General features: G+C 65.7%; 28 protein-coding genes. 12 read left to right on the top strand and 16 right to left on the bottom strand.

The window, feature by feature from the left end; all coding sequences use genetic code 11:
• The first annotated feature begins 27 nt into the window (after window positions 1–27).
• From EJP69_RS02990 to EJP69_RS02980, 3 genes are read left to right on the top strand one after another with little or no spacing between them, the layout of a single operon-like run.
• Window positions 28–804 (top strand): transporter substrate-binding domain-containing protein, encoded by a 777-nt coding sequence (locus EJP69_RS02990; protein WP_126468682.1) that lies wholly within the window; start codon window positions 28–30, stop codon window positions 802–804.
• Window positions 801–1,814, top strand: coding sequence for a succinylglutamate desuccinylase/aspartoacylase family protein (locus EJP69_RS02985; RefSeq protein ID WP_126468681.1), 1,014 nt, complete (start codon window positions 801–803; stop codon window positions 1,812–1,814). The genes EJP69_RS02990 and EJP69_RS02985 overlap by 4 nt, the downstream gene beginning before the upstream one ends.
• Window positions 1,811–2,776, top strand: coding sequence for a threonine ammonia-lyase (locus EJP69_RS02980; protein WP_126468680.1), 966 nt, complete (start codon window positions 1,811–1,813; stop codon window positions 2,774–2,776). The genes EJP69_RS02985 and EJP69_RS02980 overlap by 4 nt, the downstream gene beginning before the upstream one ends.
• A 21-nt stretch (window positions 2,777–2,797) precedes the next feature.
• On the opposite strand, the gene EJP69_RS02975 is transcribed toward EJP69_RS02980, so the two are convergent.
• The gene (locus tag EJP69_RS02975; protein ID WP_126468679.1) at window positions 2,798–5,500 is read right to left on the bottom strand and encodes a bifunctional acetate--CoA ligase family protein/GNAT family N-acetyltransferase; all 2,703 of its coding nucleotides are present in this window, start codon (window positions 5,498–5,500) and stop codon (window positions 2,798–2,800) included.
• 113 nt (window positions 5,501–5,613) lie between these two features.
• Between EJP69_RS02975 and EJP69_RS02970 the strand changes: the two genes are divergently transcribed.
• Both EJP69_RS02970 and EJP69_RS02965 read left to right on the top strand, forming a co-directional pair.
• A complete protein-coding gene (locus EJP69_RS02970; protein WP_126468678.1) occupies window positions 5,614–6,108 on the top strand; it encodes an arsenate-mycothiol transferase ArsC in 495 nt (164 codons plus the stop codon).
• Window positions 6,109–6,589: 481 nt separating this feature from the next.
• Window positions 6,590–8,233 carry a hypothetical protein gene (locus EJP69_RS02965; RefSeq protein ID WP_126468677.1) on the top strand — a complete coding sequence of 548 codons (1,644 nt, stop codon included), beginning with the start codon at window positions 6,590–6,592 and terminating at the stop codon, window positions 8,231–8,233.
• A 20-nt stretch (window positions 8,234–8,253) separates the two neighbouring features.
• Here the strand turns inward: EJP69_RS02965 and EJP69_RS02960 are convergent, their stop codons facing one another.
• The 6 genes from EJP69_RS02960 to EJP69_RS02935 form a co-directional block, all read right to left on the bottom strand.
• Window positions 8,254–8,460: a dodecin gene (locus tag EJP69_RS02960; protein WP_093195216.1), complete on the bottom strand. Its 207-nt coding sequence runs from the start codon at window positions 8,458–8,460 to the stop codon at window positions 8,254–8,256.
• A gap of 89 nt (window positions 8,461–8,549) precedes the next feature.
• The gene (locus EJP69_RS02955) at window positions 8,550–9,710 is read right to left on the bottom strand and encodes a c-type cytochrome (RefSeq protein ID WP_126468676.1); all 1,161 of its coding nucleotides are present in this window, start codon (window positions 9,708–9,710) and stop codon (window positions 8,550–8,552) included.
• Between the two features lie 8 nt (window positions 9,711–9,718).
• Window positions 9,719–10,525: an ABC transporter ATP-binding protein gene (locus EJP69_RS02950; RefSeq protein ID WP_126468675.1), complete on the bottom strand. Its 807-nt coding sequence runs from the start codon at window positions 10,523–10,525 to the stop codon at window positions 9,719–9,721.
• Complete coding sequence (locus EJP69_RS02945) at window positions 10,519–11,610, bottom strand: ABC transporter permease (RefSeq protein WP_093303246.1); 1,092 nt, start codon at window positions 11,608–11,610, stop codon at window positions 10,519–10,521. The genes EJP69_RS02950 and EJP69_RS02945 overlap by 7 nt, the downstream gene beginning before the upstream one ends.
• Window positions 11,607–12,623: an ABC transporter substrate-binding protein gene (locus tag EJP69_RS02940; protein WP_126468674.1), complete on the bottom strand. Its 1,017-nt coding sequence runs from the start codon at window positions 12,621–12,623 to the stop codon at window positions 11,607–11,609. The genes EJP69_RS02945 and EJP69_RS02940 overlap by 4 nt, the downstream gene beginning before the upstream one ends.
• A 95-nt stretch (window positions 12,624–12,718) precedes the next feature.
• Window positions 12,719–13,675, bottom strand: a complete 957-nt coding sequence (locus EJP69_RS02935; RefSeq protein ID WP_126468673.1) for a LysR family transcriptional regulator — start codon at window positions 13,673–13,675, stop codon at window positions 12,719–12,721.
• Window positions 13,676–13,747: 72 nt separating this feature from the next.
• On the opposite strand from EJP69_RS02935, the gene EJP69_RS02930 reads away from it, so the two are divergent.
• The 6 genes from EJP69_RS02930 to EJP69_RS02905 all read left to right on the top strand — a co-directional run bounded on the left by EJP69_RS02930 (window position 13,748) and on the right by EJP69_RS02905 (window position 18,451).
• Window positions 13,748–14,395: an HAD family hydrolase gene (locus EJP69_RS02930; RefSeq protein ID WP_170217032.1), complete on the top strand. Its 648-nt coding sequence runs from the start codon at window positions 13,748–13,750 to the stop codon at window positions 14,393–14,395.
• Window positions 14,396–14,405: 10 nt separating this feature from the next.
• Window positions 14,406–15,542, top strand: coding sequence for a DSD1 family PLP-dependent enzyme (locus EJP69_RS02925; protein WP_126468671.1), 1,137 nt, complete (start codon window positions 14,406–14,408; stop codon window positions 15,540–15,542).
• Window positions 15,543–15,780: 238 nt separating this feature from the next.
• Window positions 15,781–16,668: a cupin domain-containing protein gene (locus EJP69_RS02920; RefSeq protein WP_240652013.1), complete on the top strand. Its 888-nt coding sequence runs from the start codon at window positions 15,781–15,783 to the stop codon at window positions 16,666–16,668.
• A 371-nt stretch (window positions 16,669–17,039) separates the two neighbouring features.
• Window positions 17,040–17,321, top strand: a complete 282-nt coding sequence (locus tag EJP69_RS02915) for a hypothetical protein (RefSeq protein ID WP_206169278.1) — start codon at window positions 17,040–17,042, stop codon at window positions 17,319–17,321.
• A 130-nt stretch (window positions 17,322–17,451) separates the two neighbouring features.
• The gene (locus tag EJP69_RS02910; protein WP_126468669.1) at window positions 17,452–17,859 is read left to right on the top strand and encodes a hypothetical protein; all 408 of its coding nucleotides are present in this window, start codon (window positions 17,452–17,454) and stop codon (window positions 17,857–17,859) included.
• 94 nt (window positions 17,860–17,953) lie between these two features.
• On the top strand, window positions 17,954–18,451 hold the full coding sequence (locus EJP69_RS02905) for a hypothetical protein (protein ID WP_126468668.1): 498 nt from the start codon (window positions 17,954–17,956) through the stop codon (window positions 18,449–18,451).
• A 62-nt stretch (window positions 18,452–18,513) separates the two neighbouring features.
• On the opposite strand, the gene EJP69_RS02900 is transcribed toward EJP69_RS02905, so the two are convergent.
• The 7 genes from EJP69_RS02900 to EJP69_RS02870 form a co-directional block, all read right to left on the bottom strand.
• Window positions 18,514–18,945, bottom strand: coding sequence for a DUF4279 domain-containing protein (locus tag EJP69_RS02900; RefSeq protein WP_126468667.1), 432 nt, complete (start codon window positions 18,943–18,945; stop codon window positions 18,514–18,516).
• 111 nt (window positions 18,946–19,056) lie between these two features.
• Complete coding sequence (locus EJP69_RS02895) at window positions 19,057–19,515, bottom strand: hypothetical protein (protein ID WP_126468666.1); 459 nt, start codon at window positions 19,513–19,515, stop codon at window positions 19,057–19,059.
• Window positions 19,516–19,593: 78 nt separating this feature from the next.
• Window positions 19,594–20,052 (bottom strand): SseB family protein, encoded by a 459-nt coding sequence (locus EJP69_RS02890; RefSeq protein WP_126468665.1) that lies wholly within the window; start codon window positions 20,050–20,052, stop codon window positions 19,594–19,596.
• 227 nt (window positions 20,053–20,279) lie between these two features.
• Window positions 20,280–20,558 (bottom strand): hypothetical protein, encoded by a 279-nt coding sequence (locus EJP69_RS02885; RefSeq protein ID WP_126468664.1) that lies wholly within the window; start codon window positions 20,556–20,558, stop codon window positions 20,280–20,282.
• Window positions 20,559–20,586: 28 nt separating this feature from the next.
• On the bottom strand, window positions 20,587–21,105 hold the full coding sequence (locus tag EJP69_RS02880; protein ID WP_126468663.1) for an armadillo/beta-catenin-like repeat-containing protein: 519 nt from the start codon (window positions 21,103–21,105) through the stop codon (window positions 20,587–20,589).
• Window positions 21,096–21,344 (bottom strand): hypothetical protein, encoded by a 249-nt coding sequence (locus EJP69_RS29620; RefSeq protein WP_206169277.1) that lies wholly within the window; start codon window positions 21,342–21,344, stop codon window positions 21,096–21,098. Before EJP69_RS29620 ends, EJP69_RS02880 begins: the two co-directional genes overlap by 10 nt.
• A 243-nt stretch (window positions 21,345–21,587) precedes the next feature.
• Window positions 21,588–22,352, bottom strand: a complete 765-nt coding sequence (locus EJP69_RS02870) for an alpha/beta fold hydrolase (RefSeq protein WP_126468662.1) — start codon at window positions 22,350–22,352, stop codon at window positions 21,588–21,590.
• Window positions 22,353–22,584: 232 nt separating this feature from the next.
• On the opposite strand from EJP69_RS02870, the gene EJP69_RS02865 reads away from it, so the two are divergent.
• Window positions 22,585–23,565 (top strand): NADPH:quinone reductase, encoded by a 981-nt coding sequence (locus EJP69_RS02865; RefSeq protein ID WP_126468661.1) that lies wholly within the window; start codon window positions 22,585–22,587, stop codon window positions 23,563–23,565.
• A 56-nt stretch (window positions 23,566–23,621) separates the two neighbouring features.
• Here the strand turns inward: EJP69_RS02865 and EJP69_RS02860 are convergent, their stop codons facing one another.
• The gene (locus EJP69_RS02860; protein ID WP_126468660.1) at window positions 23,622–24,377 is read right to left on the bottom strand and encodes a hypothetical protein; all 756 of its coding nucleotides are present in this window, start codon (window positions 24,375–24,377) and stop codon (window positions 23,622–23,624) included.
• A gap of 183 nt (window positions 24,378–24,560) precedes the next feature.
• Entirely contained in the window at window positions 24,561–25,898 is a 1,338-nt protein-coding gene (locus EJP69_RS02855) for an aminotransferase-like domain-containing protein (protein ID WP_126468659.1), read from the bottom strand.
• Window positions 25,899–25,953: the final 55 nt, after the last annotated feature.

Below are 25,953 nucleotides of genomic sequence, written 5' to 3'. Positions count from 1 at the left end.
GTCGTCCCTTCGTCTCAAGGAGCTTCCATGTTCAAACTCAAAACCCTGTTCGCCGCCGCGCTGGTCTGCGCAGCACCTCTGCTCGCGCACGCCGACAAGCTCGCCGACATCAAGGCCAAGGGCGCTATCCGCATCGCCACCACCATCGACGCCGCGCCCTGGGGCTTCACCGACTCGGCAGGCAAGCCCACCGGCCTCGACGTGGAGCTGGCCGAGAACGTGGCCAAGGCCATGGGCGTGAAGCTCGAGCTGCAGCAGGTGACCGGCGCCAACCGCATTCCGTACCTGCTGTCGAACAAGGTCGACGTGGTGATCGCCGCGCTGGGCAGCTCGCCCGAGCGCGCCAAGCAGGTCGCCTTCTCGAAGCCGTATGCGGCCGTGTACCTCGGCGTGTACGGCGGCAAGGGCACGCCGAAGTTCGCCAAGGTGGCCGACCTCGCGGGCCAGACCGTGGCGGTGCCCAAGGGCTCCACGCCCGACCTGTCGCTGAGCGAGCTCGCTCCCGGCGCCAAGCTGATCCGCCTTGAGGACACGGCCTCCACCATCTCGGCCTTCCTGTCGGGCCAGGCGCCGCTGTTCGCCGAGAACAACTTCATCGCGCAGAAGGTGGCCGACGAGAACCCGGCCAAGGGCATCGAGATGAAGTCGCTGATCCGCATCAGCCCCGCCTACATGGCCGTGCAGCCCGGCGAGACCGCGCTTCTGACCGAGATGAACAAGATCATCGACGCCAAGTCCGCCGACGGCAGCCTCGCGGCGCTGCGCCTGAAGTGGTTCAAGGACGAGCAGAAAGAAGTGAAGTGAGCCAGCCGCGTCTCTCCACCGTTTTCACGGACATCGACTGGGCGAAACCCGGCAAGCAGGTCGGCCATGCATGGCTGCCGTATTCGGGGCATGACGACGCCTGGGGCGCGGTGGCGCTGCCCCTGGCGGTCATTGGCAACGGCGACGGCCCGACGGTGCTGGTCACCGGCGCCATCCACGGCGACGAGTACGAAGGCCCGATCGTCATCAACGAGCTGATCCGCACGCTCGACGCCTCGCAGGTGAAGGGCTGCCTGATCCTGATGCCCGCGGCCAACGCCCCGGCGATGCGCGCGGCCTCGCGCGTGAGCCCGCTCGACGGCAAGAACCTGGCGCGCGTGTTCCCGGGCAACCCCTTCGGCACGCCGACGGAGCAGATCGCGGCTTTCATCCACGACGTGCTGTTTCCGAAGTGCGATGCCTACGTCGACCTTCACGCGGGCGGTAGCTCGCTCTTCATCGAGGAGAGCGCGCAGGTCGTCGTCACGCCGACGCTGGCGCCCGAAGTGCGCGAGCGCGCGGAAGACATGGCGCGCTGGTTCGGCGCGAAGTTCACAGTCATCACCGACAACATGGGCGACCCGCGCACCAGCTGCGGCGCGGCGGCACATCTCGGGCTGGCGGCGATTGCGGCCGAGATGGGCGAGAACGGCAGCGTTTCGCCCAAGGGCGTGAAGCGCACGCGTGAATGCCTGTCGCGCGTGCTGGCGCGGCTGGGCGTGGTGCCGGGCACGCTGCCCGATGCGCCGCCGGCCAGCCGTCGCGTGCGCATCGTGCCGAACGGCGGCAACCTGCTGTCGCCGGGCGACGGCTATTTCGAGCCGCTTCACGAGCTGGGCGACACGGTGAAGCCCGGCGAACTGGCCGGCTACCTGCACCTGCTGCACGAGCCGGCACAGGTGCCGCGCGAGGTGCGCTTCGCCAAGGGCGGAACGGTGTATTCGCAGCGCACCTTCGGCGTCGTGAAGCAGGGCAACAACCTGTGCGTGCTGGTCGAGGACGAGGCATGAGCGGACAAGACGCGATGCAACCCATCGGCCTCGACGACTACCGCGCGGCGCATGAGCGCGTGAAGCCCTACATCCGCCGCACGCCGCTGGTGGAGGCCCACCCGTGGGTGCCCGGCGGCGCGGCGCAGGTGCGCTTCAAGGCCGAGTGCCAGCAGGTCACAGGCTCCTTCAAGGCGCGAGGCGCCTTCAATCGCGTGCTGAACCTGCCAGAGGAAGTGCGACGCCAGGGGCTGGCGACCGCCTCGGGCGGCAATTTCGGCGCGGCGGTGGCCTACGTCGGCAAGACGCTGGGCCTGCCGGCCAACGTGTTCGTGATGAACACCAGCACGCCGATCACCCGCGCCCGCATCGAAAGCCACGGCGCCAAGCTCACCGTGCACGGCGACTTCTGGGACCAGAGCTGGGACGCAGCCGGCGCCAACGTGGCCGAACATGGCGGCGCGCTGCTGCATCCGTATGCCGACCGCGACGTGGTGATCGGGCAGGGCACGACTGCGCTGGAGATCATCGACGAGTGGCCCGAGGTCGAGACGCTGGTGGTTTCCATCGGCGGCGGCGGACTGCTCGCGGGCATCGCGCAGGCGGCCAAGCTGCTCAAGCCGTCGATCCGCGTGATCGGCGTCGAGGCAGCGGGCTGCCCCACGCTGTACACCTGCCGCAAGGAAGGCCGCATCGTGAAGCTGGAGAACGTGAAGACGCGCGTGCCCATCCTGGCCGCGCGCTCGACCGAACCCTTGAACTTCGAGCTGATCGAGAAGTACGTCGACGAGATCGTGCTGGTCGACGAGGAGGTCATCGAGGACTCGGCGCGCTCGGCCTGGCAGCACGCCGGCCTGGCGATCGAGCTCGGCGCGGCCACCGCGCTGGCGGCCGTGAGCCACCGTTGCTTCGAGCGGCGCGACGACGAGAAGATCGCCGTGGTGCTGTGCGGCAGCGGCAGCGACGGGATGCCGAAGGCCTGAAAAGCCTGATCAGGCTTCTTTTCAGAGCATGTAGGTCACGAGCTTGAAGTCCGGATCCTCCGGGAAGGACTTCACCGTGAACCCGAGCCGGCGCACGAGCTTCAGCATGTCGGGGTTGTTGGCCAGCACGAGGCCATCGATCTCGGCAAGGCCCTTGTCCCGCGCCACGTCGATGATGCTTTCCATCAGCCGCGAGCCGATGCCCTTGCCGCTGAACTCGTCGGCTACCACCAGCGAGAACTCGCAGCTGGTCTGGTCGGGGTTGGTGACGTAGCGCGACACGCCCACGATGCGCTCGCTCTCGAGCACGGTGCCTTCGGGCGACACGCTGCGCTCCATCACCACCGCCACCAGCGCCATTTCGCGGTCGTAGTCGATCAACGTGAAGCGCGAGAGCATCGACGGCGGCAGTTCGTGGAAGCGCGAGACGAAGCGGAACCAGCGGCTCTCGGGCGACAGGCCCTGCACCAGCGCCTGCAGCATCTGCGCGTCGTTGGGGTGCACCGGCCGCACGATGTAGGTGCCGCCACCGGGCAGCGGCCATTCGCGCCGGTAGCGCGCGGGGTACGGCATGATGGCCAGGTGCTGGTAGCCGTTGACTGCGTTGCCCACGTGGGCCGCCACCGCCTGCGTGCTGCTGCCCACCACGATGCGCGCATCGACCGAGATGGCGCCGTTCTCGTCCACGATGATGGGGTTGATGTCCATCTCGCGCAGCTCGGGCAGCTCGCACACCATTTCCGACACGCGCAGCAGCAGGTCTTCCAGCGCCTCCATGTCCACGGCGTTCGCGCCGCGCCATTCGCCGAGCGTCTCGGCCACGCGCGAACGCTCGATGAGCCGGTGGGCCAGGAACTGGTTGAGCGGCGGCAGCTCCATGGCGCGGTCGTTCATCAGCTCGATCATGGTGCCGCCCGCGCCGAACACGATGACGGGCCCGAAGGGCTCGTCGGTGACCATGCCCACGTAGATCTCGCGGCCGCGCCGCGCGCGCACCATCTTCTGCACGGTCACGCCGTTGATGCGCGCCTCGGGCGCGAGGCGGGCGACGCGCTCCATCATCTCGACGTAGGTGTCGCGCGCGGCGGTGCCGTTGAGCACGTTGAGCGCCACGCCTTCCACGTCCGACTTGTGCGGGATGTCGGGCGAGTCGATCTTCAACGCCACCGGAAAGCCCAGCTGCGTCGCGATCATCATCGCCTCGCTGGCGCTGCGAGCGAGCAGCGTGCGCGTGATCGGTATGTGAAAGGACGACAGCAGCGACTTCCACTCCATTTCCGTCAGCACATGGCGCCGCTCGGCCAGCACGCTCTCGATGAGCAGCCGCGCGCCCTCGATGTCGGGCTTGGCCAGCGCCGACAGCGGCGGCGGCGTCTGCTGCAGCAGCTGCTGGTTCTGGTAGAAGGCCGCGATGTTGCCGAAGGCGCCCACCGCGGCCTCGGGCGTGCGAAAGCTCGGAATGGTCGCGTCGGCCAGCACCGTGCGCGCCTTGCCTACCGACGAATCGCCCATCCAGCAGGCCAGCAGCGGCTTGTTCATCGGCCTCGGAATGTCCGCAAGCGCCTTGGCCGTGGCTGCGGCATCGGCGCCCGCCTTGGGCGAGAAGATGGCGAGCACGCCGTCGACCTGGCTGTCGGCCGAGGCGGCGTCGATGGCGGCGCGGTAGTGCGCCGGCTGCGCCTCTTCCGACAGGTCGACCAGGTCGGCCAGCGAAGCGAGCGGGGGCAGGGCGGGCTGCAGCACCTTCTGCGCGGGCGCCGAGAGCTTGCCCAGGTGCAGCCCGATCTCGTTGATCCAGTCCGCCGCCAGCACGCCGGGCCCGCCGCCGTTGGTGACCACGGCAAGTCGCTTGCCCACGGGGCGGTAGCGTGAGGCAAGGCACTTGGCGGCGGAGAACAGCTCGACGAAGGAACGCACGCGAACCGCGCCCGCGCGGCGCAGCGCGGCGTCGAACACGTCGTCGCTGCCCACGATGGCTGCGCTGTGCGTCTGCGCCGCCTCGTTGCCCGCCGGCTTGCGCCCGGCCTTGAGCACCACCACCGGCTTGGCATGCGAGGCCGAGCGCAGCGCGCTCATGAAGCGGCGCGCGTCGGCGATGCCCTCGAGGTACACGATGATGCTGTGCGTTGCCTGGTCGTTGGCCAGGAAGTCGAGCACCTGTGGAATGTCGACCGAGGTGTGCGGGCCCAGAGATACCACGCTGGAAAATCCCACGCCGTTCTGGCGCGCCCAGTCGAGCATCGAGGCCGTGAGCGCGCCGGACTGCGCCACCAGCGCGAGCGGCCCGCTCCGGGCCAGCGGGCCGGCCACGCTGGCGTTCAGATGCAGCAGCGGGCGCTGGAAGCCCAGCGAATTCGGCCCCAGCAGGTGCACGCCCTCGCGGCGCGCGATCTTGCGCCACTGCGCCGCCTCGTCGGCCCCGATACCACTTGAAAGAACCACCGCCGCCTTGCAACCGATGCGTCCGGCGATTTCAAGCGCGGCAGCCACGTCGCGCGGCGCCAGCGCGATCAGGGCGAGGTCGGCATGGGTCTGCGCAAGCTCCTCGAGCGTGCCCTTGGTGCGCACGTCCAGGAAGCGCAGAGTGCCGTCGAAGCGGTCGGCGCGGAAGGCCTCGCGCAGCGTGCGGCCGGCCGGCGTCTGTCCGCCCGGGTCGTCGGCATTGCCTACGAATGCCGCGATGGAGGCGGGCGCGAAGAGCGGGGTCAGGAAATGCTTGTCCATGACCCCCGAGTCTGCACCGTTCCGCGCCTTTCGGCGACGGCAAGACGCAGTGTCGAGGGAGTGTTGACCTAAGTCATGACGTGGTCAGCGCGCGTGGCTATATTCAAGCTTCCATGCAAAAACGTATCGGCGTGATATTCGTCTCGCGACGAAATTCATTGCGCAGCATCCTGGCCGAAGCGTGCCTCGCGCACCTGGACCCGAAGCGGTTCTCGGCGTCTTCCTGCGGCCAGCCCGGACAGGTCGCCCGCGAATTCCATCCCGCCGCCGTGGCCGCGCTGAAGAGCGCGAGCATTCCCGTTCCCAACCGTTTGCCGCGCAGCTGGGACGAACTGGCGCGGTCGAATGCCCCGGTGGCCGATTTCGTCATCACGCTGGATGCCGCCACCGAACTGCGCCAGCCGCGCTGGCCCGGCCAGCCTGATGCGGCGCTGTGGGAATACCCCGACGTGGCCGGCGGTGCCGATCCCGACAAGGTCGCGCACGACGCGATTCAGACGCTGTTCTCGCTGCGCCGCAGGCTCGAGCTGCTGGTGAGCCTGCCGATGCAGGGCGCGGACCGGTCGGCCGTGCGGTCCGATGTGCGCGACCTGGGGTATCTGCGCTAGCGACTGGCGACGGCTTTTCCCAAGAGAGCGCGGCGGGATCGACAGGCGCCGAGCGTCTCGTCCATTCGCTGCCTTCTGGTATCGCCGATGCGCGCTTCGAGCGTCCGCTCGGGATTCTTTCGAACGACGGCATATCGCGGATTTCCCGCAAGTGCTGACACGCGCGCGTTCGCGGCACCAAGCCAGGCCGAACATCATCTGAACCACTGCGCGCAGCAGCACAGGAACTTTTGAGTTCACCCGTTCCGGGGATGTGCAGTTCGGACGAGTCGCAGAAAACTACGAACTCTCAGCCAATCGAAGAATTCGATGCGCGCCGCGAATCGGGGCGTCAGAAGAATCGGACTCGGGACTTCTTCGGTCTTTGATACCCACAAGTCGCATCGATACCCGACGACATCGGTGGGCGCTCCAAAGAGGGGAATGAAGCAGCAACCCAGGTGAAGGCTGGAGATTTCTCACTTCCTCGAACTGGAAACACATGCCTCGTACTGTCGTCATCGGCTGTGGAATTTCCGCTGCCGCGTACCTGATGTCGGCCAGCCGCACTCTGGGCACCGTGATCGGTGTCGGCGGGCCGGATCTATGGAAACAGATCGCCCCTACGCACAAGATGGGGCAGCCTGCTCCGCTGCTGACGGGCAACCTGCTGAGCGGGCCGCGGGGCTTCAATGCGCCACCGCAGCCGGGCGCGACGCCCTTCATGCTGGCGGGCAATTTTGCAGACTTGGTGGAATATCACTTCAGAAGCAACACCCACTTCCAGTTTCCGGGCTCGCTGGTGGACAGCATCAGGCGCCTGCCGAACGGGCAGTATGAGGTTTGCGGGAGGGTGTGGAGCGCGAAGCTGCCCATTTTCTGCGACAACGTGATCATTGCTGTCGGACCCGGCCCCGCGCGTCCGCTGATGGTCGGTGAAAACGGTGACATCGGCGTGGACGTGCGGAATCTCGACGGGTATGTGGTCGGCGGCACGGAATTCATGTCGCCCCACTGGAAGATGCCGCGGGACGAGGACACGCGCGGCAAGACAATCGCCGTGTATGGCGGCTCCGCTACCGCGGCATGGGTCGTCGAGCTGGCGAAGATGCGCGGGATGAATGTGGTGCGCTGGTTCACTCGCCCCGGCAACGGCGGGGACGCCTGGAACGTCGACGTCCGCTTCGAGGCGGCTTTCCCGGCGGGTTCGAGGAACACCGAGGTCAGGGAGAGCACCCGCGACCAGCGCGCGGTGCTGAAGCTGACGAACATCAAGATCATTCGGCCGCATGTCGGCTCGCCGTTCCTGGGGCTCGAGTTCGTCGATCAGACGGAGCAGGTCATCAGGCTCCCGGTGGATCTGCTGGTCTACGCGCTCGGGGCCGCACACACCAGGGACACCGGCATTCGTGCAATGCTGGACCGCGATACGCAGGCGCAGCTGGTGGCCTATTACGACCGCAACCTCGCCATCAGCTCCCGGCCTTCATTGCTGGCCGTGGGCACCGGCGATGGTTCATTGATGATCGTGGGTTCGGCCATGTGCAGCACGGCCGGTTTCGGCACCGACATGAAGCTCCAGGGCGACCCCGAAAGGACACTCGCCACGCTGGCCCGCTACACGGACATCAGCAATACGCTGCCGCCGGCTGCACGGCCGCCCGAAGGCATCGGCATGATCATGGCCGGCATCGAAGCCTTGAACGACTTCATGCCCGTGCGAGCCACTGGAGGCGCTATCGCCGTCTACAGAAGGCCGCACGGGCAGGGCCTGGCTTTTCATGACCTCGCGTTCGTATGGACCATCAACTTCAACACCAGCAACCGGACCCAGCTCGCGGCATTTCTCGCCGACGTTACCGACTTGCCGCAGTTCGCGGCCAACGTCGCAGTGGCGCTGATCGTCAAGCTGCGCACCCGCGCCGGCAACGTGCTGGGCCTGAGCAACGCCCAGGTACAGCTGATTGTCTGGACGTCCCTGTGCTATGCGCATGCGTTGGCAGCGCTGAACCATGACCTGGAAGCCAAGCGCCTGTGGTCGGACAAGAACCACGGTGCCGACCGGTTCGTCGACATGTGCGTGGACTACATGACCACCGAAGGCTCGCACGTCGCCTACTGGGCACGCCACAGCATCAATTGCTGAGGCGCCGGCTGCAAGCGTGCCTACTCCAGCGTGAACCCGATCTTCAACGTCACCTGCCAGTGCGCCACCTTGCCATCGACCACGTGTCCGCGCGTCTCGGTGATGTTGAACCACTGGATGTTGCGCACCGTCTCGTGCGCCTTGGCGATGGCGGTCTGCACCGCGTCCTCGATGCCGGTCGGCGAAGAGCCCGTGAGTTCTAGTGTCTTGTAGACGTGGCTGGACATGGTGTCTGTCTCCTTCAGGGTTGATGAACTGAGTCGATGGATGGCAGGAGCCCCGGAAAAACATCGTAGTCCCGTTGCGGCCTGCGATGTCAGTGGACGTACCCGCCCTTGACGAAGCGCACCGGCTCGGCGTCCATGCGGGCGATGAGGGCGCCGAGGCCGTCCGCCGCCAGCGGACGGACGCCGGACGATGGGGGTTGTTCGGTGCGGCACAGCAGGTCGTCGTCGCTCCACGCGCCCTTGCCGGGCTCTCCGCGTGCGCGCAGCCAGCCGTCGCGGTCCACGATGAACTGGGTGCCCGCGAGCTGCGTGGTCGCGGCGACGAGCGAGAAGGCGGTCCATGCGGCGGGCGAGGTCGAGACGCAGTCGCCGGCGTGCCGCGCGGCTGCTCCGGCGTCGGGTGCGAGGAATACGGTGACGAGGCGCGGATCGTCGAGCGGCGACGCACCGTCACCCGCCGCGACGACCCGCACGCGCTGCCCGCGCCAGCTGGCCAGCCTGCGCGGCAGCTTGCTGCCGCATTGCACGGTCACGTCGGGCGGCGCGATCGGCTGTGCCCACAGTCCGGCCGCGCGCAGGCTCTCGCCTGCACCCTGGGCCTTCATGAAATCGATCAGCGCCCAGGCGTCCGCGTCGCTCAGCTTGGTGCCGAAGCCGGGCATCGTCGTGTTGCCGCGCCGGTCGCGCATGCCGTCCAGCACATGCCAGAGCAGATCGCCATCGGCACGGCGCCACAGCAGCGGGCCGGAGAGGTTGGGCGGCCACACCGGCTGCGACGAAGCCAGCGGTCCTTGGCCGCGTCCGTCGGTGCCGTGGCAGGCCACGCACTGCGCCGCGAAGAGCACGCGCCCGCGCTCGATGCTGTCGGCCGTGAAGCCCGTGCGCGATGCCTGGAAGCTCGTCGGATACGCCGGCACCAGCACCACGCTGGCTTCGGGCCAGGGCGTCGCCACCACGAGCAGCGCGGCCAGCACCACCAGCCAGGCGCGACGGCGGCGCCAGAGCAGGGCGAGCAGCAGCACCAGCAGCACCGCCGCCAGCAGGACTACCGTGAGCCCGAGCCTTCGCGCCTGCCCTAGATCGATCAGCAGGTTCTCTCCAGACAGCCGCAGCGCCCACGGCCACGCCGGCTGGCCGTGCGCGTGCCCGGCCAGCCCCAGCGCGTCGAGCAGGCGCAGCAGCTGCAGTTGAGCGCCTTGCAGCAGGCCGATCAGCAGGTTGAGCCAACCGGCCTCGGGCAGATCGCTCATCTACCTCCTCACCACGTGGCGTCGAGGCCCAGGTGCTTGAGCGCCTCGTGCCGCAGCTCGGCCAGCTTCGGATCGCCGCGATGGCGCGGGTACGGCAGGTCGACCACCAGCTCCGCCGCGATGCGCGCCGGGCGATCGCTCAGCACGATCACGCGGTTGGCCAGGAAGAGAGCCTCTTCCACGTCGTGCGTCACCAGCAGCGCCGAGAAGCCGGCGCGCTGCCACAGGTTGACCAGCTCGCTCTGCATCGCGATGCGCGTGAGCGAATCGAGCTTGCCCAGCGGCTCGTCGAGCACCAGCAGCTGCGGGTCGTTGACCAGCGCGCGCGCCAGCGCCACGCGCTGAGCCATGCCGCCGGAAAGATGATGCGGAAAGGCCTTCGCGAACTCGGTGAGGCCAACGAGCCTGAGCGCCTCGTCCACGCGCGCGCGCTGTTCCTTCAGCACGCCGCGCGCCTGCAGGCCCAGCGCCACGTTGTCCCACACGCTGCGCCACGGGTAGAGCGTCGGATCCTGGAACACGACGATGCGCGACGGGTCGGGCCGGGTGATGGCTTCGCCGTTCTGCGTGATGGCGCCGGTGGTCGCGGGCTCGAGGCCGGCCACCAGCCGCAGCAGGGTCGACTTGCCGCAGCCGCTGGGCCCCAGCAGCGCGACGAATTCGCCGGGGCGCACCTGCAGGTCGACACCGTCGAGCACCTGCAGCACGCCGCCGGACACCTCGAACCAGTGGCTGACGCCGCGGATGTCGATGTGGGCGCCGCCGGCTTTGGCAGTGGGTGGGGGCGCGGGAGGAAGCACGGTATTCGTCACCATTTCACGGTTCCTTTCTGCCACGACAGCACGCGGTCGCGCACCTTGAAAAGCAGCGTGATGAGGCCCGAGCACAGCGCCGCCATCACGAGCAGCGCCGCGTACATGTTGGCGTAGGCCGCCCAGCCCTGGGCCCATTGCAGATACCAGCCCAGCCCGGCCTTCACGCCCATCATCTCGGCGGTGATGAGCACCGAGAACGAGGCGCCCAGGCCCATGAACAGGCCGACGAAGACCTGCGGCAGCGCCGCCGGAATCGCCACCCGCAGCACCAGGAAGCGCTCCGACGCGCCCAGCGTGCGCGCCACGTCGTAGTAGCTCTTGTGCACCGAAGCCACGCCCGACCAGGTGAGCACAGCCACCGGGAAGAAGGTGGCCAGGCCCACGAGGAACACGGCGGCCGAATAGCTCGACGGCGCGAAGAAGAAGGCCAGCGGCAGCAGCGCCGACGCGGGCACCGGCCCCAGGAAGCGCAGCAGCGGATGCACCCAGTACCCCGCGATGCGCGACCAGCCGATGGCAACGCCGGTGAGGAAGCCGACCAGCGCGCCCAGCACGAAGCCGTTGGCCAGCAGGCGCAGCGAATGCGCGGTCGAGAGGCCCAGACGCTGCCAGTCTTCGTGCACCACGTCGATCAGGCTCTGCGGCGGCGCGAAGAAGGGCGAGGGCAGCACGCCGAGCTTGGCGGTGGAGATCTCCCACAGCGCAAGGCCCACGGCCAGCGCCACCAGCCATTGCCCGGCCGGGCGCAGCGTGCGCGCCAGTCTGCCGGCACGGCTGCCCAGCAGCGCGACGGCGAAGAGCAGGGCGGCGATCACCAGCGTGGCAATGCCGAACTCGCGGGTGAAGGCCCAGTCGCTGAAGCCGACTTCCTTGTTCGGCCACAGCAGCGTGAGCAGGCCCAGCACGACCCAGGCGACCGAAGCGAGCAGGCCCGTGGGCCAGATGCCCGTGGGAGCGGCGGGCCGCAGCGTCGTCGCCTGCGGTGCGGGCGGCGCCTTGGGTGCCCGGGGCGCGGCGGAGGCCGGTGCGTGCGCGCTGCCCTGCAATCCGAGCGGCGCGTCGAGGATCTGTTCAGCCGTGCTCATGCCAGGACGTCCAGCGACACGTGGTTGGCGAAGCGGACCACGTCGGTGCTCTTCTTCAGGATGCCCGCGTTGCGGAAGTCGGTGGCGAAGGCCTCGACCTCGTTGCGCAGCGCCTTGCCGGCCGGGTGGTGCTTGTAGGTGAGCTCGGCCAGCAGCCTCTGCAGGTCTTCGAGCGGCACCTTGGGCGCGTACTTCGAATAGATCTTGCCGGCCTCGTTGGGGTTCTCGGCCACGTAGTCGGAGGCCTGCGCCAGCGCGCGCACCACGGCGGCGGCGCGCGGCTTGTCGTTGCGCGCCAGCTCGCCGCGCGCGCCGACGATGCAGCACAGGCGCTCGGCGTATTCGCCCTTGGCGCTGTTGGCGATCTCGGTGAAGACGCCGGGGTTGCGCTTCTCGATGAGGAACACGTTCGGATCGCCGTCGGCGATCACCTGGATCTCGCCCTTCTTCACCGCCACGTCGAGCAGGTCGGCCGGATAGACGCGCCAGTCGACGTCCTTCTCGATGTCGATGCCCTTCTTGGCGAGGTGGATGGCGTAGAACTGCCGGGCCGGGCTGTTCTGGTCCGAAACGCCGATGGTCTTGCCCTTGAGGCTGGCCAGGTCGGTCGTCACGCCCGCGGCCTTGGCGCCCACCAGCCGCAGGCAGCCGCCGTGCACGCTGCCCACCACCTTGACGTCGAAGCCCGCCTCGAGCGGCTTCACCCAGCGGTGGATCAGGCCCACGCCCAGGTCGGCCTTGCCGGTGGCCAGCGCCTCCAGCATCTGGTCGGACGAGCCGGCCCAGTTGAGCAGTTCGACGTCGAGCCCGTTCTTCTCGAAGAAGCCGCGCTCCAGCGCCACCGGCACCGGCGCGAGGCAGAAGCCCGCCTGGCTCCACGCGAAGGTCAGCTTGCGTGGCTGGGACCACGCCGAGGCCCCCAGCAGGCCCGCGGAGCCGACCAGGGCGGCTGCCGCTCCGGCCTGCAGCACGCTGCGGCGCGAGGGCGGTAAGTGATCGAGGGGAACGGTCATCGCAGGCTTCTCCACCGGAAATTTGGAAGCTGCGAGTGTTGGCTCGCGACGCGCGCGCGGCCAACGAATGAATGCGGCTATGGATATGCGCGCAGCTACTTTCCCTTTGCTCCTTTTGCTCCCATTGCGCCCTTGGCTACCTTGGGGCCGAAGCTCTCGACGAGGAACTCGACGACGGCCTGCACCCGCGCCGTGCGGCCCTTGCGGCTGGGCACCAGCAGCGTGACCGGGGCGCTGTCGAACTGCCAGTCGGCCAGCACGCGCACCAGCGTGCCGCGCGCCACCGCGTCGGCAGCGTCCCATTCGGAGCGCAGCACGAGGCCCAGGCCCTGCTCGGCCCACTGGCGGGCCACGCCGCCGTCGTTGGTGACGTAGGCGGGAGAGATGCGCAGGGTCTCCCGCCTGGCCTTGGCGGTAGCCGCGCGGCCGGCCGGGCGCAGGTGCCACAGCGTCACGTCTTCGTCGTTCTCGCGGATGCAGATGCAGTCGTGCTGCATCACTTCGCGCGGCACGCGGGGGGCGCCGCGCTGGCGCAGGTAGTCCGGGCTGGCGCACAGCCAGCGCTCGTTGGCGCTCAGCGTGCGCGCCACCCAGGAGGAGTCCCGCACCGTGCCGATGTGGATCACCGCGTCGGCGTCGTGCCGGTCGGGCCACGGGGTTTCGCGCAGGTCGAGCTGCACGCCCAGCCCCGGATGCAACCGGGCGAAGCGCGCCAGCATCGGCGCGATGTACTGCCGGCCGAAGCCGAACGGCGCGGCGATGCGTAGCGTGCCGGTAAGGCGCCGGTCGTCGCGCTGCATCGATTCGCGCAGCCCTTCGATCTGGCCCAGAAGCGCGGCCGCCTCGCGCGCGAAGCGCTCGCCCTCGGGCGTGAGGCTCAGCTTGCGCGCGGTGCGGGTGGCGAGCGACAGGCCCAGCGCGGCCTCGAGCTTGCGCAGCCGCATCGAGAGTGCGGGCGGCGTCACGTCGAGAGCTCGCGCCGCCGCGCTCAGCGAGGGCTCGCGCAGCAGGGCGGCGGCGAGCTGCATGTCTTCGATCTGGATCGTCGTCATTAACTTGTGCTTAACGATTGATGACGCCGCATTGAAGCACAAGCATGGCTTCGGAACGTACAGTCGCTGTCCATGCAATCCCCGAACGCCTCCTATCCGCGCGCCGTGCTGTTCGATCTGCTCACGGCGCTGCTCGACTCCTGGACCGTCTGGAACTCCGCCGCCGGCTCCGAGCAGAAAGGCCGCGCCTGGCGCGCCGAGTACCTGCGCCTCACCTACGGCTGCGGCGCCTACGTGCCCTACGAACAGTTGGTGAAAGACGCCGCGCGCAACACCGGCATGGACGACTCCGCCCCCGATGCGCTCGAGGCGCAGTGGGACACGCTGCCCGTGTGGAGCGGCGCCCGCGAACTGCTGCTCGCGCTGAAGCCGCACTGCAGGCTGGCCGTGGTCACCAACTGCTCCAGCCGCCTCGGCCATCGCGCGGCGGCGAGGCTGGGCATCGACTGGGACGTGGTCGTCACTTCGGAGGAGGCCGGCTTCTACAAGCCCGACCCGCGCCCCTACCGCATGGCGCTCGACCGGCTGGGCGTGAAGGCGGAAGACGCGGCCTTCGTCGCCGGCTCGGGCTACGACATGTTCGGCACCTCGGCGGTCGGGCTGCGCACCTTCTGGCACAACCGCGTAGGCCTCGGGCTGCCGCAGGGCGCGCCGTCGCCCGAGCTGCAGGCGGCGACGCTCGAACCCGCGCTGCCATGGCTGCAATCCTTCTCCAAATGAAAGCCCGCTCATGAACCACACCCTTGACACCATCGACACGCCCGCGGCCTTGATCGAACGCACGCGCATGCAGCGCAACATCGAGCGCATGCAGCGGCACATGAACGAGCTCGGCGTGCGCTTTCGCCCGCACGTGAAGACCAGCAAGTGCATCGAAGTCGCGAAGGCGCAGCGCGAGGCGGGCGCCCAGGGCATCACCGTCTCCACGCTGAAGGAAGCCGAGCAGTTCTTCGCCGAAGGCTTCACCGACATCCTCTACGCCGTCGGCATGGCACCGCACCGGCTGCCGCACGCGCTGGAGCTGCGCCGGCGCGGCTGCGAGCTGGGCATCCTCACCGACAGCGTCGAATCGGCGCGCGCGATCGCTGCTTTCGGCCGTGCGAACGGAGAAGCGTTCGACGTGCTGATCGAGGTCGACACCGACGGCCACCGCAGCGGCATCCGGCCCGAGGAAGACAGCCTGCTCGAAGTGGCCCGCGTGCTGCACGAAGGCGGCATGCGCTTGGGCGGCGTGATGACGCATGCCGGCTCCAGCTACGAGCTCGATACCCCCGAAGCCCTGCGCGCCATGGCCGAGCAGGAGCGCTCGGGCTGCGTGCACGCCGCGCAGCGGCTGCGCGAGGCTGGCCTGCCGTGCCCCGTGGTCAGCGTGGGCTCCACGCCCACGGCGCTGATGGCCGGGGCGCTGGAGGGCGTCACCGAAGTGCGCGCCGGCGTGTACGTGTTCTTCGACCTCGTGATGCGCAACATCGGCGTGTGCACGGAGGACGACATCGCCCTGAGCGTGCTCACCACGGTGATCGGCCACCAGGCGGAAAAGGGCTGGGCCATCGTCGATGCGGGCTGGATGGCGATGAGCCGCGACCGCGGCACGCAGAAGCAGAAGCGCGACTTCGGCTACGGGCAGGTCTGCGATCTCGACGGCCGGGTACTCGGCGGCTACGTGCTCGGCGGTGCGAACCAGGAGCACGGCATCCTCTCGCGCGAAGGCGAGCCTGATGCGGGCATCGTGGCGCGCTTTCCCATCGGGACGCGGCTGCGCATCCTGCCGAACCACGCCTGTGCGACGGGCGCGCAGTTTCCCGAATACCAGGCGTTGTCGGAAGAGGGCGAGCTGAAGACCTGGAGCCGTTTCCACGGCTGGTGAAGTGCCATCGCGCAGGCCTTCCACGGTCAGGTTCGGTTCAGAACTCCGGCCTAAATTTACTCTCTAAGTATTACTTCTGTTCGTGGGCTTGGCCCCGACCTCGCGCCGGTGCCAGTCCGAAAGCGATCTGGAGGGTGCCATGCGAGCAACCAGCTTGAGTTCCGTCGGATCTTCGAAAACGACGTATCGGGTTTGGACTGACGATCCCGGCGGCTTCTCGACCCTCCGGATCACGCCGATGCACCACAACTTCCACGAGCATCCGCTGTTCCAGGTGCCCGAACTCGTGAAGCTCGGGCTGGAGCTTTCCAAGCTCGACCAGTGCAGGTTCATGGACCCGAAGAGAACGATCTCGTCCTCGCTTGCGCACGACGGACGGCCTCCCGGCGGGGGCAGCATCGAGGAGTTCTTCGAGCGCATGGAGGAGCCGGGTTCCTCGGTCGCCTTCTACAACATCGAAGTCATCCCGCGCTACGGGGCCTTGCTGATGTCGGTGGTCGACTCCATGCGCTCCCTGGTCGAACGCGAGCAGCCCGACATCTTTTTGGTGAACGGATTCGTCTTCTTCTCGGCCCCGCCTTCCGTCACGCCCTTCCACATCGATCGCGAGAACAACTTCTGGCTGCAGCTGCACGGGCGCAAGACGCTCAACGTCTGGGACCACCGCGACCGCAGCATCGTGTCGGCCGATGCCGTGGAAGATTTCATCGTCACGCAGTCGCTCAAGAAAGTGCGCTTCGACGAAGCCTTCCTGCCGCGCGGGCTGGAGTTCAACGCGCAGCCGGGAGACGCCATCTACTTCCCGAGCACATCGCCCCACATGACGAGGTCCAGAGTCGACGCGGCCGCCACGCCGGAGAGCCGCCTGTCGATCTCGATCGGCGTGACCTTCTACACCGCCGCCACGCGCGAGGTGGCCCGCATCCATCAGGTGAACCGGGTGATGCGAAAGTGCGGCCTCTCACCCAGGTACCCGAGGGAGTCGCGCACCGCCGATGCTGTCAAGTCGGCCGTGGGAGGCCTGGTCGGCGCCGGGCGTGCCCGGTTGGGTGCCGCGCGTGCCAAGTTCAGAAGCATGACCTCGTCGCAGCGCTTCAAGCACACGCCGCCGCCGGGGTCCTACTGAAGAAACGTCGGAGTCCTTCGGGGCCTTGCCGGGCGCGCTTCGGAACGCCTGCGCTTCGACTCACCGGCCCGCAAGTGCCGAATGCTGCATTTGTTCGCACGAATCGAGACTTCCTCGTGCACTGCGCTCCGCACAACGCCGCTCCTCTCTACAGTGGATGCCCCTGTCACTCAACGCCCCACCCAGCGGGCAAGGACGGCATCACCAGCAAGCAGCAACCAGAAGCGAACAGACCGCACGCCTCGCGGCGAGCCATCGACGCAGATGCATCGATGCGAACGTGAGGCACAAAAGGCGACGGCCGGGGCGCGCAAACACCCCAGCCGTCTAACCAAGTGAAGTGCTCTACCTCGGAAAGGACGCACAACAAAATGGCTGATCGAATTATGGCCCGGCCCAAAACGCCGGCATCACCCGAAGCCGCGGCTGCCACGGCACTCGCAGCCCAGGACCTCCTCGAAAACAAGCTGGAGCAACTGAAGTCGCTGCTATGGGCATGCCACGGCGAAGGCACCCGATGGAGCGAGGACGAGGGTCTGCAGAACCTCGACAACGTTTTCTGGCTCGCGTGGGAAATGGCGCGGGATGCGACTGCGTTGCTTCAGGAATGCGCAGGGGCGCTGGGCAAGCAGTGGGTGGCGCCGGATCGGTAGGCGGTGAGGGGAGGGCTGGCACGTCGCGTTGCGGTGTGCCAGCGCCTTTGGGAGGTGTTGAGTGGCATCTCTTGGCTTCGCGCGAATGGGTACTATCGGCCAATACCAGTCATTCGACCCGAGACCCACTATGACCAATGAGCACCTCGACTGGCCAGTTCGCTCGCCCACTTGCGCCGCACGCAGAGAGCTCGCGGCGCGGTTCGCTCTGCCATTCGCCGAAGATATGCAGGATTGGGAGTGGGAGGTTGCTGACGCGGCTCGCTTTGACGAATTTGTCAGCGTCTATTGCTCGGCAAACCTCAATGACGATGAGCGCTTCTCTCTCATGGAGATGCTGATTCAATGCGCTGAAGACATGGAGCTTCAATCCAATTACACCGCCGCGTGGTCGACGATAGAGCCGCTCTTGCTGTCAAGGCCAGACCTTCACCGGTCTACGGTCGCGTACTGGGCTTGCCTTCGTGGAACTGAACCGGAGGCCCAATTCCGAGTGTCTAAGAACATGCACAAGGTGTGGTCCGTCGTATCCACATGAGAACCCTGGACGCGTTGGGCATCGCGCCGCTCGGAGTGTGACAGTAAGCGACCAAGAGCCGACGTTGATTCCGCGGTTGGAGGAGCATACAAGCATGAATGAATCGAACTTCGCGACCGCAGCTTTGTATTTCCGGTTCGGCATGGAAGCTGGCATTTTGACGGACGCTCAAGCGCGTGATTGGGCGCTAAAGATTGTTGATGCATTCGACACCCCACCCGTGGAAATAGTCGAAGTCCTGACCAGCAGAAGCACCTCTCATTTGCATCAGTGTTTGAAGGAGATTCCCGGCGAAGGAAACCTGGAGCTTGCCGGGCGGTGGCTCCTATGGGACCTGAGTTGCGAGTTGGCCGGAAGCACTGTGCCCGAAGCTCAAGGTACCGCCGCGCGGCGGGCCTTCCAAGTCGCCCAGTCCACAGCACTGGACGAAGATCTTCAGTTCACCTTCAATCGATTAGAAGACACCATCAATTTGTTCGAGATGGGTTACGGCGGTAGTCCCGATGAGGGGTGGCGCGAGCTCAGTGATGTGCTTCAACACTTTGCGGTGCGCCCCGAACTTTTTCCCAACACAAGTGGAATGTCTGCTTAGGAGCGAATTGAACTTCGGCTTCGGGCCCGAAGTGGCTGTACGCGTTGTTCCGAAGCGGACCTTCAGTTCTGGGCGCAGGGATAAATGTCGTGAACAATGCTGAGCCCGAGCGCTGAACACTCTGCGAGGAAATCCGGTGAGAGTTCCAGCGCGTAGTTCCGCTTGGAGAACGAACTTATCTGAAGATGGAGACGAGCACCTTGCTCACGAAGCAGAAGCAAGAACTGCTTGTGGGGTTGGAGCACCTTTGTGACGTCTGCGAGAGCATCCTCTGCGGCGTCATCTGTAGATGAATACTCCCCGCGAGCGAACGGGTCGGAGTGCCAATAGCTCTCCGCGTGGTTGCCACCGAGCAAGCGTCCGTTCGGGGTTTGACGAGGCCGGCCTGCCGCGTAGGCGTACTTGGGTTCAAGCGAAAGCTTCTCAGTAATCACCGCAGGGTCGATGCTCGGATGCCAGATGCGCAGAGCCAGAGAATATGAGTAGCGCTGCACGTATGGCCCTTTCGATAGCTATCTTTTGTAGTCGCTTGTTAGCCGAGTCTAAACAATGGCTGCCGCAAACCAACAGCCGCTTCTGGCCGAATCTTGCCGCGACATACCGCGCTACTCGTCATCGCAGGTCAGCCAATAGCCGACACGACCGCCATCGACCACGGCGAAGAACGAGTCCCTGGTATGACGAGTTACCGGAGTCCAACCGTTGCCTCGAAAGTTGGCGAAGCAGGCTGGAGCATCGAACTCAGCAAAGAACACGTCGACCACTGTCGCAAGTGACTCTTCACCAAGACGCTGCTGCGCGAACATTCGCATTTCATCCCGCAGCATATCCAGCAACACTAGTTTTGCTTGGTCAGCTCCCACTTGAAGCAATGAGCCAGTCGGAAGTTCGATGTCGTCTCGACGTCCGAACTTTGGCACTAGGTCTGCACGATGACGAATAAACGCTGAAATCGCATCAACGTCAGAAGTTTCAAGGGGATTTTTGCCACCGTCGAAAACGAGAGACCCATCGGACCAAACATGGGCCTGAACTTCTAGGAGTCGATGCAAGGATTCAAACATCAGAGAATTTCCGTTTCTGGCCGCCAACGGATGACCGCCCGTTGGGCTGATCAAATGAAGAGTACACACGCAGTGACGTCACTTTCTAGAGGTGACCTTAAGGATGTGACGGACGCGGGCCAAATCAAATGCAACCCAAGACCGCTGCCCCTGAAGAAGGACTCCATATGGTGGAGGGTCTACCTTCAGCGACATTTCCAAGAACCCTACCCAGCGCATACCGACATAGCCGCTTTTCAGGATTGGTGAATCTTGCTGGGTCGCGCAGGGAATCAACGATTGACCATCTGGGGCCCGCACCGTGTGCATCCGAATGGAAACTGATGAATCCGTAGTAATGCGTTGCCCTGGCTTCACATCTAGGGGAAGCGAAGACTGAACGACAGGAACAAACACCTCGCTGTTTTCCATCCGACGATATAAATCTTGGAAATCTTCGTCGCGCTGGAACTCTGCTACGTTGTAGATGAGCTCCTCGAGATTGAGTTTTGATGCGACCTTAGCACCTGAAAATAGAGAGAAGATTCCCATCTTCATTCGATTGACGTTGGTTGTTGCGATGTCTCGTCTCGCGCCTTACCGATTGTCGATGGTCGCTCGGTTGGTACGCACACGCTTCAGAAGGAGGAGTTCTCCAACCCGCAAAAATCGTTGCATACACTCCTCAAAGGTCAGCTATGGGAAAAATTAAGTCCAGTCGCCGAATGACGGGTTCTGGCCGGATTCCGCCGTCGCATGGCAGGCCGAACGGTCTGTAGTAGGCATCACTGATCTGCAATTTCGGAGAAGTCGTCGGTGTCAAACCGGCAGCACCATTTGACATGAGACCAGGTGCCTGTTGAGTTGGCCTCAACGACTCCCCGAGCAAACAGCACTTCGTACGTGCCGTCGTCATAGAGGTTTTCTTCTTGGACCTCAACGGGTAGACCTTCAACGAGTAGCACGGACGAACCGTTGATGTCCTCCCGGAGATCTGTCTGGGACAGCATGACGAGATCACACTCAAGGAGTTCGTTGAAATCAACGGAGAAGCGAGGTGGCATATCGAATGTCTGGAGCTGGCCAAAACCGCTAGCAAAATTCGAGCAGCCAAGCCGCGTGAGATTTCTCGATCTCATCGCCGATCTCAAGCAATGTGCCGAGGGGCTTTCGGGCCTTGACCAGATCCATTTCAAGTAGGGCGGCAGTGAAGCCATCGTTGTCATGACCTTGTTCAAAGCCCAATTGGTAGGCGGCGAAAAGCTCCTTCAAAACTAGAGGCCCTGCTAGATGACATAACGGCCAAGCGGCAGCCTCGCGGATAAAGAAGTCTTCGTGCCGTAGCAAGGTCAGCAAACGAGGCACGTCATCGACGCTTGATCGTGCATCCAACTTTTCAGCTGCATCCACGGCCATGTCGACATCTGACGCTCCGAGCCTGTAGACGATCTCAGTCCACTCTTGGTCGTTCATGATGAATTTTGACTGGTCTGTCGATGTGCACTTTGCGCGAGCCTTTCTGGATTCTTTCCACATCGGTCGAGGTTCGCTTTCCGCTGCTTTTTCCGGCTGGGTGAATGGCTGGTCTTGGCTGGCGGCCGTCACGGCCATTTTGACGTCTCAGCCCGTGTCTTCACCGATTCGATAACGGATCCCGAATCGCCAGGAACGCTACCGGGCATCGACGCTGCCGGCGGCGTCAGCTGTTCAATGACTCGAATGCGACGAACAACGAGCTCGTCGATCTCCAGCCGGCGAATCCGAGCCCGGCCCACAAAGAGTCGACCGATAGACAGGGCCCCGATGGCCAGGGCACCGAGGGCTGCGGCGCCGATCACGATGGAGCCCATTGCGGCTGTACCGGTGGCGTGCGCGCCGGTTGCAGTGGCTGGCGACGCGCGGACGGACTTTGACGGTCTCATGTTCATCGAATCTCCTTGTGGAACGGCGGGCGTTTTGAGGGGGCGGCGCCAATGTACGTCAAGGCTCGTGGATGGCGCCGGATCGATAGGCCGGGAGTGGCGGGCTGGTGCATCGCGGCGCGGTGTTTGGGACGGACGCCAGGGGTCCATTTGTCGTGCGTTCAAGACTGCCTACTCATGCTTCGCGATGAATGCCTCGACTGTGGCGTGCAGCAGCTCCGGCTTCTCCAGGAAGATGAAGTGACCACCCTCCAGGATGGCCAGTTCTGCGGAGAAGTACGGCGGCGCGCAGGAATCGCAATCTCCCACCAGCACCAGCGTCGGTGTGGAGATCGACGGCAATTCATCGAATGCGTCGTGCCCCACGATCATGTCGATCCTGGCAAAGCCGATCTCGGGTTCGAACGTGCCGGCCGACGTGGCGTTCACCCATGCCTGCACCCGCTGCGGATGCTCACGCTGGAATCCGGGGGCGAAGAGGAACAGGGCATTGGCTTCCGTGGATGCGCGCAGGCCGGAGTCGGTCAGCATGCGCCTGCGCATCTCGAACTGGCGGCAGTAGTACGCGTCCGCGCGTGCGATGGACGAGACGATCGTTGCGCTGCGCAGCAGGTCTCGATGACGGATCGCCATCAATTGCGCGATGGCGCCTCCCGTCGACGAGCCGACCACGTGCACCGCCCCGCACCCGACCACTTCGACCACTCGCGCCATGTCCCGCGCGTGTTGCGCAATCGTCATCGCGCGTGCGGTGTGCTCGGAGGCGCCGGTGCCCCGATGATCGGGAACGATCACCTGATGACACTTTGCGAAAAGATCGATCTGTGGCCCCCAGGATGAGCCCACTCCCGCCAGTCCCGCCAAAAGAAGCACGGGCGAGCCCTGACCCTTGACCTCGTAGTGGATCGATACCCCATCGGAAATCACGTCTGGCATCTTGAATCTCCGGTTCACGGAGACGCAGGCGGACGAAGCTGCGCGAATGACACGGCTCCACCCGGGTTCGATGAATCGCTCTTCGTCGCAGTCCGATTGGACACCCGAACGAGACACTTTGGACGAATGACGTACGTGGCGCGCATGGCCGTTGCCGTATCTCCCGCGCAGGCGTAGCCTCTGCATTTCTCGCCATCGATCCAAATCTCTCTCGGAAAAAAGCGAGGTCGGCATGCGTGCAGCCTGGTACTCGAAAAACGGGGATGCCCGGGACGTTCTTGTTGTTGGTGAATTGCCCGCGCCGACACCAGGGCCTGGGGAAGTCCGGGTAAAGGTCGCGGCCTCGGGCGTCAATCCATCCGATGTAAAGGCAAGAGGTGTCCGTCCGCTCGGAGCGGAACGCGTGGTACCGCACAGCGATGGTGCCGGCGTGATCGACGCAGTTGGCGACGGCGTGTCGCCCGGGCGTTTGGGCGAACGCGTATGGATCTGGAACGGGCAGTGGCAGCGCCCGATGGGTACCGCTGCCGAATTCATCGTCCTGCCGGAGGTGCAGGCGGTGCGACTCCACGAGTCGATGGATTTCACGGTGGCAGCGTGCTTCGGAATTCCGCTCATGACGGCCGTTCACGCCGTCCAGCGCCTCGGCGACATCGCAGGCAAATCGGTCCTCGTGATAGGAGCTTCATCGGCTGTCGGCCACTACGCCGCACAGCTCGCGGTCATCGGCGGCGCGCGCGTAATCGGGACAGTCGGTTCCGAAAGCAAGGCCCAACACGCGCTTGCTGCCGGTGTCGATGCGACGATCGACTACAAGACCGAGCCGGTAGCAGAGCGCGTCAAGCAACTTACGGCAGGCCGCGGAGTGGATGCCATCGTCGACATGGACTTTTCAACCACGGTCCAGCTGCTTGCCGGCGGAGGGTTGGCCCCGCATGGCGCATTGGTTTCATATGGCTCGAACGTGTATGAGGACATCGCCGTTCCTTATCGCGCGCTACTGTGGAACTCGTTCAGCCTGCACTTCTTTCTCGTCTATGGCCTTGCTCCGCAAGACCGGCGCATCGCCATCGACCGGATAAGTCGGATGACGGCCGGGAAAGTCCTGTCGCACACGATCGGAGCGAAGTTCGGGATCGACGAGATCGCGGCGGCGCACGAAGCGGTCGAAGCCGGAAAATTGATTGGCAACGTCATCGTGGAACCGGGCTGAGCGGAGATCGGCTCCGGAGCACTGGCGCCTTCTTTCAGTTGTTCACCGCAGGTCGGTCAAGGCGACCAACCGACACAGCCGATCAGGGCCCCGTGGTTCTGTCCTGCGCGGTTCAACTCGTAGACCTTGTGTTCGAAGGCATCGAAGTGTGAAACGAGGTCCGTCAGTGACTCGGGTTCCACCCGTTCGTGGACCTGGATCGCAAAGAGCATGGGGTTCCCGTCAAATCGACGAACGAACTCCTTCACGATGCTCACGACGGGTGGTTCGGTGCGTCTCAGGTCCAGACCCAGCCGAACATCCAGAGCACGGCCCCATGGGGGCGCGATGAAGGCCGCCACCAGTTCGCCCGGCGCTGCGCGCACATGCTCGAGGCCGGGCGGGAAATCGATGCACTCGAGGCGCAAAGGCAGATTCAGGAGCGCGAGGTTCTTCGAACTGACGTCGTAGACCAGGGGGTCGTTCTCGAAGGCGACCGCGCGTGCCCCCGCGAGCTTGCGCAGCAACCAGAAGATCGTGTTGCCTGAGCCGGCAAAAGGGTCGACGACAAGTCGAGATGTCGAAGCGCACCGGTTCGCCAAGGCTGCGACATCGCTGGCAATGGCCTCGGCCAGGTCGTCACGCGTGCATTCGACCGCCGTGCGCCCGAGCATGCGAACTCCCATCGCATGAGCCTGCGGAGGACGTAGCCCGTAAATGGAGACGTAGTCCTGATCCTGATAGCTGTCGATGCCGTACTGCTGGATCTCATCCAGTCCGAGCACTGCGTGCCGCTTGGCGCCAAAGAGCAGTAAGTCGCGGTCGTACGGCATGGCAACCTCCTCGCCGGGCGGCCACGTCACGGGCACGCCCACGTCGATCGGCAATTCTGACGCACACGGGCGCGCCGCGACGGCTTTTATGTTGCGACTCGTTGCGCCGTGGTGCGGGCATGGGACGTGCCTCGCAGTGGAGCATCCTTTTCGAGGCCGGGATGGTCGCCCGCGCGGGCACCTTCAGAACGCCTGCTCCCCAACCACCCGCCGCACCGTCCGCAGCGCGCCGCGCAACCCATCCAGCCCCACGGACCCCAGCGCCAGCCGCAGCGCGTGCGGCACATGTTTCGACGTGGCGAAAGGCTCGGCGGTGGACACCGAAACCCCTTCGCGCATGAGCGCCATCGCGACACGGTCGGCACGCGTTTCCTCGGGCAGAGGCAGCCAGGCGAAGTACGACGACGGATGCCGCACGCACTTCAGCCCCGCGAGCTCTTCGCCGACGATGATCTGCCGCGCCGCCGCATCCTGCCGCTTCTGCGACTCGAGGCGATCGACCGTGCCGTCTTCCAGCCATCCGCAGGCAATCGCCGTGGTCACGCCCGGCGTGCACCATGTGGTGGCGCGTATCGCGCGTTCGAGCTTCGGCACGAAGGCTTCCGGCGCGGCGACGAAGCCCACGCGCAGGCCGGTCGCCACGCTCTTGGAAAGGCCGGAGACATACACCGTGGTTTCGGGGGCCAGCGTTGCCAGAGGCGGCGGCGGGTCTTCGGCCAGGAAGGCGTAGGCCGCGTCCTCGATGACGAGCAGGCCGTGTCTTCTTGCAATGGCCGCGAGGCGGCGGCGGCGGCTCGCGCTCATCACCCAGCCCAGCGGGTTGTGCATCGTCGGCATGGCGTAGACGGCACGCACACGACGCCGCTCGCACAGGCGCTCCAGCGCGTCGAGGTCGGGGCCCTGGCCCGAGGCGGGTATGGGTGCCATTTCGAGCCGGTGCGCCTCGGCGAGCACCTTGAAGCCGGGGTAGGTGAGGGCGTCGATCGCGACCACGTCGCCTGGCTGCAGCAGCGCCATCACCGTCACCGCGAGGCCGTGCTGCGCGCCGTCGACCAGCAGCACCCTCGACGGTTCCGCGGCCAGCCCTCGCGACTCGAGGAGGTGCCGGGCGAAGCAGGCGCGTTCGTGCATGCGCCCGCCATGCGGCGCGTAGCGCAGCATCGCCTCCAGCTCGCCGCCGGTGGCGAGCTGCCGCAGCGCGCCGCGCAGCAGTTCGGCCTGTCCGGGCAAGGCGGGGTAGTTGAAGTTCAGGTCGAGCATGTCGGCGGGCAGCGCCCGCTGGTCGGCTTCCGTGCCGCCGGGCATGGCGGTCTCGCGCACGAAGGTGCCGCGGCCGACTTCGCCGCTCACCAGGCCCATGGCCTCCAGCTCCGCGTAGACGCGCGAGGCCGTGACCAGGGCCAGCCCGTGGCGCTCGGCCAGCCGGCGGTGCGTCGGCAGGCGGGTGCCGGGCTTCAGCTGCCCGGTGCGGATCTGGGCGGCGAGTTCATCCACCAGTTGCTTGTATCGGGTTTCGGCCATCGTGCGTCGGATGTATCCATGACAATTTTTTGATTGTATTGATCGTCGTCACTAC

The sequence above is a fragment of the Variovorax gossypii genome (assembly GCF_003965815.1).
Classification (GTDB): domain Bacteria; phylum Pseudomonadota; class Gammaproteobacteria; order Burkholderiales; family Burkholderiaceae_C; genus Variovorax; species Variovorax gossypii.
Note: the sequence above shows the minus strand (reverse complement) of the source record. Positions and strands in the feature narration are given on the sequence as shown.

Bases quoted from the DNA above. Each gene is read 5' to 3' on its own strand.
- EJP69_RS02855 (WP_126468659.1), bottom strand. From the start codon at position 25,898: ATGGCCGAAACCCGATACAAGCAACTGGTGGATGAACTCGCCGCCCAG.
- EJP69_RS02940 (WP_126468674.1), bottom strand. From the start codon at position 12,623: ATGACCGTTCCCCTCGATCACTTACCGCCCTCGCGCCGCAGCGTGCTG.
- EJP69_RS02885 (WP_126468664.1), bottom strand. From the start codon at position 20,558: ATGCCACCTCGCTTCTCCGTTGATTTCAACGAACTCCTTGAGTGTGAT.
- EJP69_RS29620 (WP_206169277.1), bottom strand. From the start codon at position 21,344: ATGGGCTCCATCGTGATCGGCGCCGCAGCCCTCGGTGCCCTGGCCATC.
- EJP69_RS02915 (WP_206169278.1), top strand. From the start codon at position 17,040: ATGGCTGATCGAATTATGGCCCGGCCCAAAACGCCGGCATCACCCGAA.
- EJP69_RS02880 (WP_126468663.1), bottom strand. From the start codon at position 21,105: ATGGCCGTGACGGCCGCCAGCCAAGACCAGCCATTCACCCAGCCGGAA.
- EJP69_RS02990 (WP_126468682.1), top strand. From the start codon at position 28: ATGTTCAAACTCAAAACCCTGTTCGCCGCCGCGCTGGTCTGCGCAGCA.
- EJP69_RS02935 (WP_126468673.1), bottom strand. From the start codon at position 13,675: ATGACGACGATCCAGATCGAAGACATGCAGCTCGCCGCCGCCCTGCTG.
- EJP69_RS02895 (WP_126468666.1), bottom strand. From the start codon at position 19,515: ATGTTTGAATCCTTGCATCGACTCCTAGAAGTTCAGGCCCATGTTTGG.
- EJP69_RS02930 (WP_170217032.1), top strand. From the start codon at position 13,748: ATGCAATCCCCGAACGCCTCCTATCCGCGCGCCGTGCTGTTCGATCTG.
- EJP69_RS02955 (WP_126468676.1), bottom strand. From the start codon at position 9,710: ATGAGCGATCTGCCCGAGGCCGGTTGGCTCAACCTGCTGATCGGCCTG.
- EJP69_RS02910 (WP_126468669.1), top strand. From the start codon at position 17,452: ATGACCAATGAGCACCTCGACTGGCCAGTTCGCTCGCCCACTTGCGCC.
- EJP69_RS02970 (WP_126468678.1), top strand. From the start codon at position 5,614: ATGCAAAAACGTATCGGCGTGATATTCGTCTCGCGACGAAATTCATTG.
- EJP69_RS02950 (WP_126468675.1), bottom strand. From the start codon at position 10,525: ATGGTGACGAATACCGTGCTTCCTCCCGCGCCCCCACCCACTGCCAAA.
- EJP69_RS02920 (WP_240652013.1), top strand. From the start codon at position 15,781: ATGCACCACAACTTCCACGAGCATCCGCTGTTCCAGGTGCCCGAACTC.
- EJP69_RS02865 (WP_126468661.1), top strand. From the start codon at position 22,585: ATGCGTGCAGCCTGGTACTCGAAAAACGGGGATGCCCGGGACGTTCTT.
- EJP69_RS02905 (WP_126468668.1), top strand. From the start codon at position 17,954: ATGAATGAATCGAACTTCGCGACCGCAGCTTTGTATTTCCGGTTCGGC.
- EJP69_RS02945 (WP_093303246.1), bottom strand. From the start codon at position 11,610: ATGAGCACGGCTGAACAGATCCTCGACGCGCCGCTCGGATTGCAGGGC.
- EJP69_RS02890 (WP_126468665.1), bottom strand. From the start codon at position 20,052: ATGAAGATGGGAATCTTCTCTCTATTTTCAGGTGCTAAGGTCGCATCA.
- EJP69_RS02860 (WP_126468660.1), bottom strand. From the start codon at position 24,377: ATGCCGTACGACCGCGACTTACTGCTCTTTGGCGCCAAGCGGCACGCA.
- EJP69_RS02980 (WP_126468680.1), top strand. From the start codon at position 1,811: ATGAGCGGACAAGACGCGATGCAACCCATCGGCCTCGACGACTACCGC.
- EJP69_RS02925 (WP_126468671.1), top strand. From the start codon at position 14,406: ATGAACCACACCCTTGACACCATCGACACGCCCGCGGCCTTGATCGAA.
- EJP69_RS02975 (WP_126468679.1), bottom strand. From the start codon at position 5,500: ATGGACAAGCATTTCCTGACCCCGCTCTTCGCGCCCGCCTCCATCGCG.
- EJP69_RS02870 (WP_126468662.1), bottom strand. From the start codon at position 22,352: ATGCCAGACGTGATTTCCGATGGGGTATCGATCCACTACGAGGTCAAG.
- EJP69_RS02960 (WP_093195216.1), bottom strand. From the start codon at position 8,460: ATGTCCAGCCACGTCTACAAGACACTAGAACTCACGGGCTCTTCGCCG.
- EJP69_RS02965 (WP_126468677.1), top strand. From the start codon at position 6,590: ATGCCTCGTACTGTCGTCATCGGCTGTGGAATTTCCGCTGCCGCGTAC.